At 54.8% G+C, this 13,297-nt stretch carries 14 protein-coding genes and 1 pseudogene; 1 reads left to right on the top strand and 14 read right to left on the bottom strand.

What is annotated here, in order from left to right; genetic code table 11:
* Positions 1-88: 88 nt before the first annotated feature.
* Positions 89-727, bottom strand: coding sequence for an NAD(P)H-dependent oxidoreductase (locus ACXKZG_RS08340; RefSeq protein ID WP_488875996.1), 639 nt, complete (start codon positions 725-727; stop codon positions 89-91).
* A gap of 114 nt (positions 728-841) precedes the next feature.
* Here ACXKZG_RS08340 and ACXKZG_RS08335 point away from each other — a divergent pair.
* Positions 842-1,153, top strand: a pseudogene (locus ACXKZG_RS08335) (ISNCY family transposase); the annotation flags it as partial.
* Positions 1,154-1,342: 189 nt separating this feature from the next.
* On the opposite strand, the gene ACXKZG_RS08330 reads toward ACXKZG_RS08335, so the two are convergent.
* The 13 genes from ACXKZG_RS08330 to ACXKZG_RS08270 form a co-directional block, all read right to left on the bottom strand.
* The gene (locus ACXKZG_RS08330) at positions 1,343-1,714 is read right to left on the bottom strand and encodes a serine hydrolase (RefSeq protein WP_488875995.1); all 372 of its coding nucleotides are present in this window, start codon (positions 1,712-1,714) and stop codon (positions 1,343-1,345) included.
* Between the two features lie 74 nt (positions 1,715-1,788).
* On the bottom strand, positions 1,789-2,463 hold the full coding sequence (locus ACXKZG_RS08325) for a serine hydrolase domain-containing protein (protein WP_488875994.1): 675 nt from the start codon (positions 2,461-2,463) through the stop codon (positions 1,789-1,791).
* A gap of 406 nt (positions 2,464-2,869) precedes the next feature.
* Complete coding sequence (locus ACXKZG_RS08320; protein ID WP_488875993.1) at positions 2,870-3,361, bottom strand: GNAT family N-acetyltransferase; 492 nt, start codon at positions 3,359-3,361, stop codon at positions 2,870-2,872.
* Entirely contained in the window at positions 3,349-3,615 is a 267-nt protein-coding gene (locus ACXKZG_RS08315; protein WP_488875992.1) for a type II toxin-antitoxin system TacA family antitoxin, read from the bottom strand. The genes ACXKZG_RS08320 and ACXKZG_RS08315 overlap by 13 nt, the downstream gene beginning before the upstream one ends.
* A gap of 204 nt (positions 3,616-3,819) precedes the next feature.
* The gene (locus ACXKZG_RS08310) at positions 3,820-4,890 is read right to left on the bottom strand and encodes an iron-containing alcohol dehydrogenase family protein (RefSeq protein ID WP_488875991.1); all 1,071 of its coding nucleotides are present in this window, start codon (positions 4,888-4,890) and stop codon (positions 3,820-3,822) included.
* Between the two features lie 18 nt (positions 4,891-4,908).
* Complete coding sequence (locus ACXKZG_RS08305) at positions 4,909-5,577, bottom strand: methionine ABC transporter permease (protein WP_488875990.1); 669 nt, start codon at positions 5,575-5,577, stop codon at positions 4,909-4,911.
* Positions 5,565-6,353 (bottom strand): methionine ABC transporter ATP-binding protein, encoded by a 789-nt coding sequence (locus tag ACXKZG_RS08300; RefSeq protein ID WP_488875989.1) that lies wholly within the window; start codon positions 6,351-6,353, stop codon positions 5,565-5,567. Before ACXKZG_RS08300 ends, ACXKZG_RS08305 begins: the two co-directional genes overlap by 13 nt.
* A complete protein-coding gene (locus ACXKZG_RS08295) occupies positions 6,346-7,149 on the bottom strand; it encodes a MetQ/NlpA family ABC transporter substrate-binding protein (RefSeq protein ID WP_105759988.1) in 804 nt (267 codons plus the stop codon). Before ACXKZG_RS08295 ends, ACXKZG_RS08300 begins: the two co-directional genes overlap by 8 nt.
* A gap of 16 nt (positions 7,150-7,165) precedes the next feature.
* Entirely contained in the window at positions 7,166-8,188 is a 1,023-nt protein-coding gene (locus ACXKZG_RS08290) for an isopenicillin N synthase family dioxygenase (RefSeq protein ID WP_013202824.1), read from the bottom strand.
* Positions 8,189-8,323: 135 nt separating this feature from the next.
* Positions 8,324-10,639 (bottom strand): molybdopterin-dependent oxidoreductase, encoded by a 2,316-nt coding sequence (locus tag ACXKZG_RS08285; RefSeq protein WP_488875988.1) that lies wholly within the window; start codon positions 10,637-10,639, stop codon positions 8,324-8,326.
* Positions 10,640-10,646: 7 nt separating this feature from the next.
* On the bottom strand, positions 10,647-11,315 hold the full coding sequence (locus ACXKZG_RS08280; RefSeq protein ID WP_013202826.1) for a methionine ABC transporter permease: 669 nt from the start codon (positions 11,313-11,315) through the stop codon (positions 10,647-10,649).
* Complete coding sequence (locus tag ACXKZG_RS08275) at positions 11,308-12,333, bottom strand: methionine ABC transporter ATP-binding protein (RefSeq protein WP_488875987.1); 1,026 nt, start codon at positions 12,331-12,333, stop codon at positions 11,308-11,310. Before ACXKZG_RS08275 ends, ACXKZG_RS08280 begins: the two co-directional genes overlap by 8 nt.
* Positions 12,330-13,145: a MetQ/NlpA family ABC transporter substrate-binding protein gene (locus tag ACXKZG_RS08270; protein ID WP_488875986.1), complete on the bottom strand. Its 816-nt coding sequence runs from the start codon at positions 13,143-13,145 to the stop codon at positions 12,330-12,332. The genes ACXKZG_RS08275 and ACXKZG_RS08270 overlap by 4 nt, the downstream gene beginning before the upstream one ends.
* Positions 13,146-13,297 lie beyond the last annotated feature (152 nt).

Genomic DNA, 13,297 nt, shown 5'->3' with positions numbered 1-13,297 from the left:
GCGGGCCCGTGCGCCAGCCTCAATCAAGTACCAGCCTACGCCATAAAATAAGGCTCCCTCAGGAGCCTTAGTCATACACGCGTGAAGCCTACTTAATCTCGGTAATAAAGTTCTCGCGAGCACGGCGGACTTTCTTCAGGTTAACCAGCCAGTCACCTTCGTCGGAACGGTAGCCCAGCGGTAAAATGATCACGCTGCGCAGATTTTTGGCGCTCAGGCCCAGAATCTCATCCACTGCCGCCGGATCAAATCCTTCCATCGGGGTGGCATCAACCTGCTGTTCAGCGGCGGCAATCAGCGCGGAACCCAGACCAATATAGGCCTGGCGGGCCGCGGCCTGATAGTTGGCTTGCTGACCGCGTTCCGCCACAATGCCCAGCAGCATCTGACGATAGTTTTCCCAGCCTTCGTTGGTCGAGTTGCGCACGTCATTGGTGAGATCGAACATCATATTGACGCGATCGGCGGTGATGTCGTCCCAGGCAGCGAAGACCAGCAGATGAGAGCAGTCGGTGACCTGCGCCTGATTCCAGCTGACCGCTTTGATTTTTTCGCGAATTTCCGCGTTGGTCACCACCAGCAATTCAAAAGGTTGCAGGCCGCTGGAGGTCGCGGTTAAGCGCACGGCTTCGAGGATATGTTCCAGCTTGTCGGCCGGGATTTTCTTCGCCGGATCGTATTTTTTGGTTGCGTAACGCCAGTTAAGAAACTCGGTAATCTTAGTCATTAATCTTATCCATCGCGATAGAGTTGAGGGTGGTGTGCAGCTTATAAGCCTTTGTATCGCCCCCAGTCTAACGACAATTCAGGCGGAAGGCGTAGAGCAAATTGAGGCATATTAAGACTATGCGGTAATGTCCATCGGGAAATTCATCACACTCCGGAATAACGTAATTACATTCTCTCCTATCAGCCCCGCCGTGTGTTGTCCAGGAATCTGACGTTCCAGTACTAAACCTGTGCGTATCAGATCCGCTCAGAAGGGCTGGGTTACCGACTCAGGCATGCGCTAGTCACGGTTTGTGAGAATTTTCAGGGAGAGATTACGGTGTTGCACGACAGCCGGGAACCTGGCTGTGAGAAATATGTCGATGGGCCTGAGCCCTTACCTCTTGATGACGAGAAGAGTGTTCATGGGCGGGTTGAGAATGCGCTTTTCTGGCGGGTTTTTGGGTGGTTAGTTACCCTGTTTACCGGTTAATCGTCAGAAACGCCGCCAGCTTGTTTTAGCGGTGCCTACAATTAGAACGTTATGGAAAATCTCATTTGTAATGGCCAATGGCTGCTAAGAGCGAGGAGCGGACTTACCGCTCTTTTAAAACTTAGATTGACATACGTATAGTCAATTTTGGATACATAATTCCTGGGCCAACTTACCAACGTTTGAGTTTTTGAAAATTTTACTGGCACTATTAGCTTCTGGGCTAGCATGCATAGAACCCACATTTGTGAGTATGGCAACGGCACAGTTTATATTTTCGTACCACCATACACATGCGCTGTAACCAAGGACGTTGCCACCATGGCCTATTGTTACACCGTAGTTAGTGTTCGTTCTAAACAGGCTTAACCCCATTTGCATATCATCGGCCGGAGCCCAACGTTGCATTTCTTGCATGCTTTTACGATTGATTAGCTTACCGTTTTTTAATGCCAGAATAAATTTAAGGATATCTTCTGACGTAGAGACTATCCCACCCGCTGCCCACTCCACTGACAAATTAGTTTCTGAAACGTTAAGGATATTATTATTTTCAAGTTTAAAATGAGACGAAATACCCGCATTGTTTATAAATCCGCATCAAATCTATGGAACCTGTCAGAAATTTTTTTGTTAGTTAATATGAATTTTGTTTCGAGAGAGGTGTTTTTTAACAGGAGAGGATGAAAAATTCTTCTTTGCAATTCATCTTCTAGTCTGCACGAGGTAACTTTTTCGATTAGTAAACCCAGTAATGTAAAATTGCTATTGGAATAATGGAAATCATCTCCAGGGAGACAGATTGCGTTTTTTCCTCTTATATACTTAAGGTTTTCATAGGGCATCCATATCTTTTCTGGCTTAACTGACTTACCGCGAGCCTCAAAAATCCATGAGGGCTGATCTTCCCAGCTAGATATACCTGAGTAGTGTGAAAGTAAGTGCCTGACAGTCACACTTTCAGCATTTGCAATTCCAGCAAGAGTGCTTTTCTTAAGAAAATTTGAGATGGGAAGGTCGAGAGTTAAGAAACCTTCCTCAGTTAGCTGAAGTATTATCACCGCAACAAAAACCTTCGTTATACTGCCAATCCCAAAGACTGTTTCTTCATCAGTTTTGATATGGTTTTTGGCGTCAGCATAACCCGCAGCACCCTGCCATAATATTTTATCGTCTTTTCCTATAGCTATCGTTAGGCCGGGAAACATTTGCGGTGTCATGTTATCAATTAGAACTTTTAGCTTATGTTCAGTGAAATTCATTTTTTGTCTCTCTATATAAACGGCTTCACTTTCAAAATAACCTCTAGGAATAGGTACGCGCTAATTTTATTACTCTAATTAAAATTGGCATTTAAAATAAAACAAGTTGGCGTTAAGCTATTTTTAACCATGCTATCTCCTGTAGAAAACTAATCCAAATAAAAAATCGTGTGAAAGTCCGCTCCTGACACAGAGCGTACCTTCATCATCTGGCGTTCTGTCCGCGGTCAGCGAACCCAGTCTTTCTGCAACAGACCCGGCATTCGCGCAAACTCTCTCACATTATTAATCACAAGAATGGCTACAGCCGCTATGGCTTGATCCCCATTGATTAACACAACATATTGTTAAAAATATCCGCTTCTGGCTGTGAGTTGCCCCCAGAAAAATTAGGGCTGACGTGCGGTTAAATGGCAGTAGGTAACCGGAGAAAAAGTGTTTTTTCCTGTGTCATTGAGGGCTGGAATCCATGATGCAGGTAAAACTGTTTTGCCGCATCAGATAAGGCATGCACCATAATGGCCCGGACGCCAATATTCTCCGCAACCCGGCAAATACGGAGTACCGCATCGTGCAGTAAATCCGCACCAAGACCCTGGCCCTGGCAACTCGAATCAACTGCCAGCCGGGCCAAAATTATGATGGGAAGGGGGTCAGGCATGTTTCGTCTGAGCCCACCGGGTGCAATGGCATGAGTGACACTGCCGGTGGCCAGAGAGTAAAAACCAACCACTTGTGAAGAATCTTCCCGGCACACCACAAACGTTCTGGCGGCGCCGGTCGACTGGTTTTTTAACCCCCTGAGCCTGATCCATTCATCCAGTGCAACTTCCCCGGAGTGAAACTCTGAAAGAATATGAGTCGTATTTAGCGGTGCTGGAGCGGTTACTTTTCCCACTGAGGTTTTCTCGCCAGGAGCGTATCCAGTGCCGGATTCGCTGTAACGGGTGCATCCAGCATATTGATAAACTCGGCGTACTGTTGATCATCAAGATTAAACATCCGGCGATCAAGGATAACGTTTTCAGCAGCCTGGCAAGCGATGTCTAGTATAAAGTCGGTGCGTGATTTATGAAGAATAGCGGCAGCGGTATCGATCAACACGCGCTGGGCTTCTTTAGCCCGAATGTTAAGCTGAACATCAGATTTCATGATGCGCTCCTGTATAGCAAATGATATACATAGCTTACAGCTGCCGTATAGAGAATGCTATACACATTGACAGCGAATTTTTTGTGACGGGATAGCGTTGAAACAATCACCCTCTACCTTAGCCTGAAGAAAGGACACTTATGTCTTGCAACAAAAAGGCCTTTTCTGCTTTGCGTTGACAAGCGCACATCGAGGCATATTTCCTTAATCAGCCAGGGTACTCAACAACGCCTGCTCCAGCTTATCGGCGGTAATCGTAAACGGCAGATGCTGCAGGCTGTCCGCCGGAAAGCGGATGGATTCAGCCAGCGCTCTGACCCGCGCTTTGCGGTCATCACCGACAAACGGCAGGGTCAGCGGCGTATTGAAGCGTTGCAACAGCCCCATCAACCGGCTGTCCGCCCGATCGCTGTTCTGCTCGATAATCGATTGCACCCGCAGGCTGAAGCCGACCTTCTCGCCGTGCAGCCAGTGATGTAATTCGGGCTGATGGGTGAGGCGATCGTGGATCACGTGGGCGAATCCCGGCGTGGCCAGCCGATCCTGAATGCTGTTTGCCAGCCCGGCCAGCACGATATTGGCCTCAATCACCTTTTCCAGCGCGGGCGTCACCTGCTGTTGCGCATTGTCGGCAACGGCCTGATCGCCCCACTTCTCAAACGCGGCCACCGCCTGCCAGGCCGCAGAGACTTTCAGATCCAGCGCCAGGCGGTCGGGGTTCTGCCGCTGATAGGGCTCAAACTCGTACCATTTTGCCAGTGCATCAACGATGCCGGACTTCAGATAACGCACGTCGCTGCGGGCAATAACCTCGCTGTCCACCAGCACCAGCGCCGGCATTTTATTGAGCGGATCGCTGCGCAGATGCCCACCCTGCTGATTATAAACAATCGCCAGCGGGGACCAGGCGGCACAGGTGGCGGCCAGCGTGGAGAAATTGATCAGCACCCGATCCGGCAGCGCGTCGTTGACTGCCTTGGCGGTGTCCAGCACCCTTCCGCCGCCAATCGCCAGCACCACTTTGATGTCCTGCTCCTGCACGCTGCTTTGCAGCGTTTCTATCGCCGCATCGGTGCACTCGCCGTGCAGAAAATTGAGCTGCCAGCGGATGCCCGCGCGTTCCAGGCTTTCGCTCAGCTGCGGGTTAACCGCTTCCCAGGCCTGCGGCGAGGTGAGGATATGAATACGCAGGCCAAACGGCGCAACAATCTCGCCCACTTCGGCCCGCAGTCCCGCCTTTTGCAGGTAGGCTTTCGGCGATTTAATGGCAAACATGGGAAGTCCTCTTTTCGGTTAGCGACGGTAGGCCAGCGATCGGACGATGCGGTCGCCGATTTTTTGAATGAGCTGCACCATCACCAGCAGCACCACAATCGTTGCCGCCATAATCTGATTATCAAAACGTTGATAGCCGTAGCGGATCGCCAGATCCCCTAACCCACCGCCGCCGACCACACCGGCCATGGCGGAAAAGCCAATCAGCATCACGATGGTCAGGGTAATGCCGGCGATCAGCGCGGGCAGCGCCTCGGGCAGTAACACCCGGCTGACGATGTGCCACAGATTGCCGCCCATCGACACCACCGCTTCAATGCGGCCGCGATCGACCTCATCCAGCGCGTTCTCGACAATACGGGCAAAAAACGGAAAGGCGCCCAGCGTGATCGGCACGATGGCCGCCGTACTGCCCAGCGTGGTGCCAACCAGCAAACGGGTGAACGGGATCAGCGCAATCAGCAGCACCACAAAAGGTAAGGCGCGGCCGACGTTGACGACGGTATTCAGCACGGTGGCAAGCGTCCGGTTGGGTAAAATCCCGTCCTTGCGGGTTAAAAACAGCAACACGCCCACCGGCAGGCCGAGCGCCACGGTAAACACCGCCGCCAGCAGCACCATATAGGCGGTTTCACAGGTGGCATTCAGCAGCAGATCCTGAAAACGCTCCCAGTTTACGCTACGCATCTGGCCTGCTCCTCACGCTGGTAGCGGGCAATAAAGGCCCGATCGGCTTCGCCATCTTTCAGCAGCATCTGGCGCAGGCGGCCGTCGGCGCGCGCCATAATTTCCGTCACGCTGCCGCTCTCCACCAGTCGGCCATTTTCCAGCAGCGCCGCGCCGTCACAGATGCGCTTCACTACGCCCATTTCATGGGTGATCAGCACGATGGTAATGTTGAGCTGCTGCTGAATATCGGCCAGCAGATCGAGGATCGAGGCGGTGGTTTCGGGGTCCAGCGCGCTGGTCGCTTCATCGCACAGCAGGTAACGCGGTTTGGCGGCCAGCGCCCGGGCGATACCGACCCGCTGTTTTTGCCCACCGGAAAGTTGTGATGGCCAGGCGTTGGCAAAGTTTTCCAGACCGACCAGCTGTAGCAAGGCGTTGACGCGCTCGCGCCGCTGTTTCGCGGGAACACCGGCAATTTCCAGCGGCAAATCGATGTTGTCGTGAACGGTGCGGGAATGCAGGAGATTGAAGTGCTGGAATATCATGCCCATCTGCTGCCGCTGACGGCGCAGCTGCGGCAGGCTAAGCTTGCCAATGTCTTCGCCATCAATCTCAATCTGCCCGGTGCTGGGCTGTTCAAGCAGGTTCAGGCAGCGTAACAGGGTGCTTTTTCCCGCGCCGCTGCGCCCGAGAATGCCGAAGATCGAACCGTCCTCGATGGTCAGCGAGACCTGATCTAACGCCGGCACCTCCGTGCCGGCATAGTGTTTACTGATATTGCTGAGTTTAATCATGCTTCTCGTCCGCAACCGGGATCACCGAACCGTTGTAGTTCTTGCGGATAAATTCGGCAACCTGCGGTGAAGTCAGGTCTTTTGCCAGTTGCAATACGCGCGGATCTTTCGCCAGCTCAGGCGTGGTCACCAGCAGGTTGGCATACGGATTATGCTCGGCGGATTCCAGCCCCAACGCATCCTTCGCCGGGGTTAAGCCCGCTTCCAGCGCGTAGTTACCGTTGATAATCGCGGCATCGACGTCATCCAGCGAGCGCGGCAGCTGCGGCGATTCAATTTCGATAATTTTGATTTTTTTCGGGTTGTCGCTGATGTCTTTCGGCGTCACCAGCGTCGATCCGGCCTCACCTTGCGCATTCAGCTTGATCACCCCTTTCTGCTGCAGTAACCACAGCGCGCGGCTCAGGTTGGTGGTGTTATTTGGCACCGCGATGGTCGCCCCCTGCGGCAGCGCCTGCAGGCTTTTCACCTTGCGGGAATAAATCCCCAGCGGCTCAATATGGACGCTGGCCACCACGCTGAAGGTTTTCCCCAGCGCTTTTTCCTGATCCTTCAGATACGGCAGATGCTGGAAGTAGTTGGCATCCACATCTCCCGCCGACAGCAGTTCGTTCGCATTCACCCCACCGTTCAGTTCGACAATATTCAGATCCAGCTTCGGATCGATTTTCTTCACATACTCCAGGATCTCGGCATGTGGCACCGGATCCGCTGCCACGCGTAACGGCGCCGCATATAAGCTCTGTGCAACCAGTAATGACAGCCCTGCCAGGGTAAATACGGTCTTTTTAATCATCATCATTCTCTTGTTGTTATTGACTGTTGGTATGTTCGGGATAGAAGCGTCGGGCCACTTCGGGATGTGAGCGCAGCCGGCCTTTCAGGTAATTCCAGCCCACTTCGCGTAATAAGGGATTGAGCGGATCGCTGGCCGGACCCAGCGCCAGACGGGCAAGCGAGTCCGGCAGCTGATAGACCGGCACCACCGCATCGAGCTGGGCACCGAGGAAAAACGCCACCGACAGACGTTCCTTTTCGGCCTTCGGTGACACCACGCGATGGATGGTGGCGCGCAGGTAGCCGTTGCTGGCGAGTTCCAGCAGTTCACCAATATTGACCACAAACGAGCCAGGCAGTGGCGAGGCGGCAATCCAGTTATCGGGCGTAACCTCAACCTGCAAACCCGGCTGGTCGTCCTGCAACAGCAGCGTCAGGAAACCGGAATCTTTATGCGCGCCGACGCCCTGCGAAGACTCGGACTCACTGCGGCCAGGATAGCGGATCAGCTTGATATGTTCGTTCGGATACTTGCCATACAGGTTATCGAAGGCGTTGCGCGGCAGTTGCAGCGCTTCGGCAAAGCCGCGCAGCAGCTCAAGCGCCACCTGGGTCATATCCTGCTGCCAGCCGGTCAGCACGGTTTTTAATTCCGGCAACGCCTCGGGCCACTGATTCGGTCCCTGCATCCGCTGCCAGGTGGGTACTTCCGGGGTGTTTACTACCGCGTCACGATCGGCACCAATATCGAATTGTTCGCGGTAATCCGGCTGGCTGCGGGTTATTTCCACGCCGGCCAGGTTATATCCACGAAAATGCGGCGAGTTCTCCATTTTAACTTTCAGCTTTTCTTCTTGTGAAAGCGAAAAAAAAGAACGGGCCACGTTCTGCACGTTATCTAATACGGTTTTTTCAACGCCGTGATTAATCAGATAAAAGAAGCCGACATCGCGCGCGGCCTGGCCGAGTTTCTCAATGGTGTGTTTTCTTTGCTGCTCATCGCCGGTTAACTGGGCGAAATCAATTACCGGCAGCGCGAGCGTTTCTGTCTGGCTCATAAGTCTTATCCCGTTGGCATGTCATAGAACAACAATGCCATTTCCGCCGGGGCTTAACTACGAAGTAATCCTGCAATCAATATGCAATCGGCAGCATTTAATGACTAACAGTGAAACGGCAGAAATAACAGCGGATTACTCGCCGGGATATTGCACAAATTGCGGTGGGTTATAGGCGGTAATTTCCGGAAGCGGCTGGTCAAATAGCTGAATATCGACAAAGCAGGTTTGCGCACTGCAGCCCTGGCCCAACCGTGAACTGCCGCGATCCTCGGTCAGCACGTTGGGATTGCCATGCTTGTCCATGGGCGCGGCCTGATGCGTATTCAGCGGATCGTACCAGGCGCCCGTCGACATCTGCACCACACCCGGCAGAATATCCCGCGTCAGATGGACGCCCGCCAGCAGGGCTCCGCGTGAATTGAACACTTTGACGATGCTGTTTTCGCCGATGCCGCGCGGCTGCGCATCGTCCGGATGCATCCAGAGCGGTTCGCGCCCGGCGATTTTGGTCTGCTGGCTGACTTTGCCGTGATCGTACTGGCTGTGCAGACGCGTGCGCGGCTGGCTGGAGAGCAAATGCAGCGGCCAGTGCTGCTTCACCGCCTGCTGAGCCTCGTACTCCGGCTGATGCCAGTAAGCATGGCCCGGCGCTTCCTGATAATCGAAGCCGGCGACCGTGGCGGAAAACAGTTCAATCTTGCCCGACGGCGTCGAAAGCGATGCCGCGTCGGGATCGTCCCGAAAATCCTGCAACATGATCTGCGGCTGCGCCGGTCGGGCGTATTCCAGCTTGCCGGTTTCCCAGAACGCGCTGAATGAAGGCAGCGTGATCCCCTGCTCTTCCGCACGCGGCCGCGATCCCTCGTAAATGGCCTGCAGCCATTCGCGCTCGTTGCGACCTTCGGTGAACGCGGCGGCAAAACCGAGCCGTTGCGCAAGCGCGGCGAAAATCGCGTAGTCAGACTTCGCTTCGGCAAACGGCGCAATATGCTGCTGCATAGCGATCATAAAGCCGTCATTGCTGGCGCTGCCGATATCTTCCCGCTCCAGCGAGGTGCTGGCGGGTAACACGATATCGGCGAATTTCGCCTGCGCGGTCCAGAACTGCTCATGCACGATAATGGTGTCCGGGCGCTGCCAGGCGCTGACCAGCTTGTTGAGGTCCTGATGATGGTGGAAGGTGTTGCCGCCGGCCCAGTAGATCAGCCGAATGTCGGGATAGGTCAGCGACTGGCCGTCAAACTCGAAGGGTTCACCCGGCTGCAACAGCATGTCGGCAATGCGCGCCACCGGGATGCGGCTGCTGACCGGGTTCTTCCCGACCGGCAAGCGCGGCCCGGAGAACATCCGCCGATCGGCCCCGGCCAGATTGGTCGAGGCATAGCCAAAGCCCAGACCGCCGCCGGCGGTGCCGATCTGCCCCAGCAAGGCGGTGGTGGCGACCATTGCCCAGAACGCCTGTTCGCCCTGCCGCGCGCGCTGCACGGACCAGGCAATATTGATCATCGTTTTACGACTGGCCATCCGCCGCGCCAGCTGACGAATATCGTCGGCCGCCAGCCCGGTAATCTCAGCCGCCCATTCCGGGCTTTTCACCACGCCGTCGCTTTCACCCAGCAGATAGGCTGAATACGGGGCAAAGCCAGTGGTGTAGCGTGCCACGAACGCGCGATCGACCAACTGTTCAGCAATCAGTACCTGACACACCGCCAGCAGCAAGGCGGTATCCGTGCCGGGCTGGATCGCCAGCCACTGAGCATCGGGCACCGCAGAGAGATCGTTTTTTACCGGGCTGACGTTGATAAATTCGGTGCCGTTGTCGCGCATTTTATCCAGCCAGAACGCCAGCGCATGGTCGTTGGCTCCGCCGCCGTTCACCTGGGCGTTACGCAGCGGCAGGCCGCCAATCGCCACAAACAGCTCGCAGTGTTCCGCCAGGACCGGCCAGTGGGTGTGGCGGCGTTGCAGCTCATCCAGATCGCCGAGAATATGCGGCAGCGTGCGCTCACCGGCGGCGATGCTGTAGGTGTTGCTGCTGGCGGTATAGCCGCCAAACTGGTTCAGAAAACGGTGCAGCTGGCTTTGCGCATGGTGAAAGCGCCCGGCACTGGACCAGCCATAGGAGCCGCCGTAAATCGCCTGATTGCCGTGCTGCTGCTTCACCCGCGCCAGTTCATCCGCCACCAGCGTTAACGCCACGTCCCAGCTGACTTCGACAAACGGCTCTTTGCCGCGTGCGCTGCGAGATGCCGCCTTGCCCTGAAGATAGCCCAGCCGCACCGCCGGGCGCTGAACGCGGGTATTTCCCTGCACCGCGCCGGGCAGCGATTCGCCTATCTTTGACGGCTGACGATCCCAGGCCACCGGCTCAACCTTGGTAAGCACGCCCTGCTGCGTGGTCACCCGATAGGTGCCCCAGTGCATCACGGCCAAATCTTTATTGTTCATCAGGCGGTTACTCGCGGCGAAGTCGGCGCGCCAGACGCGTGCCAAAGGTCTGTAATAACTGGACGATAACAATCAGCACCAGCGCGGTAGACAGGGTGGCAAAGACGTCAAAGCGTTGATAGCCGTAGGTAATGGCTAAATCGCCGATGCCGCCGCCGCCCACCGTACCCGCCATTGCGGTTGCCCCCAGCAGGCCGATGGTGGCGGTGGTCAGCGCTAGCACCAGTGAGGACGCGACTTCCGGCAGCATAAAGTACCAGATGGTCTGGAAGGTGGTGGCCCCCATCGCGTTGGCGGATTCGAGGATGCCTTCATCCACTTCCAGCAGCGCGCTCTCGACCAGTCGGGAAATGTACGGCGCGATAAAGATCACCAGCGGCACAATCGCGCCCGGCGTGCCGATGGTGGTATGCACCAGCAGGCGGGTAAACGGCAGGATGGTGATCAGCAAAATGATAAAGGGCAGCGAGCGAATGACGTTAACAATCGGGTTCAGCACCTGATGCACAAAGCGGTTGGGCAGAATGCCGCCCGGACGGCAGATCACCAGCACGATCCCCAACGGGATGCCGAGCAGCGAGCCAAACCCCAGCGAAACGGCAATCATCACCGCCGTATCATGCAGCGCCAGCAGAAACTGATCGCCGGTAATGGCGGTATCAAAGAGATCAAACATCGGTGATTTTCACTCCTGACTGGCGAAGAAAATGAATAGCCGCCTCGGTGTGCGCCGCGTCGCCTTTGAGCTGCACGATCATAAAACCGAGAATGGTGCTCTGCACTTCCGACATATTGGCAAACAGAATATTGACCTCCACCGGGAAGTCGCGGATTAAGCGGTTAATGATCGGCTGCTGCGCGGTGATGCCGATAAATTCCAGCCGCAACGAGCGCGCGGTTTCCTGTTCCGCCAGCAACGCCAGCGTTTGTTCCGGCAGGCGATCGTGGATCACCGATTGCACAAAGCTGGCGCTGACCGCGTGCTGCGGATTACCGAACAGGCTCAGCACATCGCCCTGCTCGACAATACGCCCCTGGGCCATCACCGCCACCCGGTTGCAAATCTTCTGCACCACCGACATTTCGTGGGTTATCAGCACGATGGTGATGCCATAACGCTGATTAATCTCTTTTAACAGCAGCAGGATTTGCACCGTGGTTTGCGGATCCAGCGCGGAGGTCGCCTCGTCACACAGCAACACCGAGGGATTGGTTGCCAGCGCGCGGGCAATGCCGACCCGCTGCTTCTGGCCGCCGGAGAGTTCGTTGGGAAAGCTGTTGGCCTTGTCGCTCAGACTGACAAAAGCCAGCAGTTCTTCCACTCGCGTGCGGATAAACGCCTTATCCCGCCCCTGCAAAATCAGCGGGATCGCCACGTTATGAAACACGGTTTTGGCATTCAGCAGGTTGAAGTGCTGAAAGATCATGCCGATGTCTTTCTTCACCTCATTGAGTCGTGGCTTGCTGACTCCCTGCAGGGATTCGCCATTGACCCGCACCTCGCCCTGGCTTGGCGTTTCCAGATGATTGATCAGCCGCAGCAGCGTGCTTTTACCCGCGCCGCTGGTGCCAATCACGCCAAAGATATCGCCCTTTTCGATGGTGAGATCGATACGGTCGAGGGCCAGAAACGCCACGTTGTTACGTGAAAACGTTTTGCTAACGTTGCGAAACGCGATGGTAGGCTGACTCATTTGAAATAGTCTGGCAGCAGGTAGCCCTGATACTCAGCGTGGCTCTGGATATACTGTTTGAATTCGGCAGAGTGATAGCCGGCAATAATATCTTTGGCGAACGGCGCGTCTTTGTTTTTGCCCGCCACGGTGACGATGTTGATAAAGTTGCTGGTGGGATCTTCCAGCTTCAGCGCCGAGCTGAGCTTCATGCCGCTGGATACCGCAAAGTTGCCCTGGATCACGCCGTAATCGACATCAGGCAGTGCCCGGACCTGCTGGGCGTTATCCATCTCTTTCAGCACGATTTTGTACGGATTTTCGGTGACGTTTTTCTGCGAGAAGGTAGCGGGATCGCTTTTCGGGCTGATTTTCAGCCAGCCGATGCTTTGCAGTAACAGCGCCGCGCGATATTCATTGGACGCCTGATTCGGCACCGACACCGTTGCGCCTTCAGCCGGCTTAGTCAGCGAGGTGATTTTGCCGGAGTACAGTCCCATTGGCGGGGTTGGCACCTGCACAATGCCGACGTTATCAATGCCTAAGCGATCGTTGACCGACTTCAGATAGACCGGGTGCTGCATAATATTGGCTTCGATATTGCCACGGCTGACCGCATCGTTAACCTGAATGCCGTCACTGAAATCTTTATATTCGACCTTATAGCCCTTTTTAATTAACAAGGGCGCGACGCCTTTCTCAAACTGCTCTTTATACGGGCCCGGATTAAAGCCCACCCGGATCAGTTTATTGTCGTCAGCATGGGCGGTGGCCAGAACGGCGGCGGAAGATAACAGGCTAAAGACGATCCCTTGCAATACAAACTTGCTCATCAGTAAATCCTTAATGCGGATAATGAAAGAAAGTAATTAAATCACAGCTAAAGTTTGATCCTGAAGGTAAAAAGCCGTTGCCGTTGGGCTTAATTCTGCTAAAGATAGTCATCATTTGAATTAACGCTTTCCGGCAATGGATAGCGTTATTT

The sequence above is a fragment of the Erwinia sp. 2186 genome (assembly GCF_057812255.1).
Note: the sequence above shows the minus strand (reverse complement) of the source record. Positions and strands in the feature narration are given on the sequence as shown.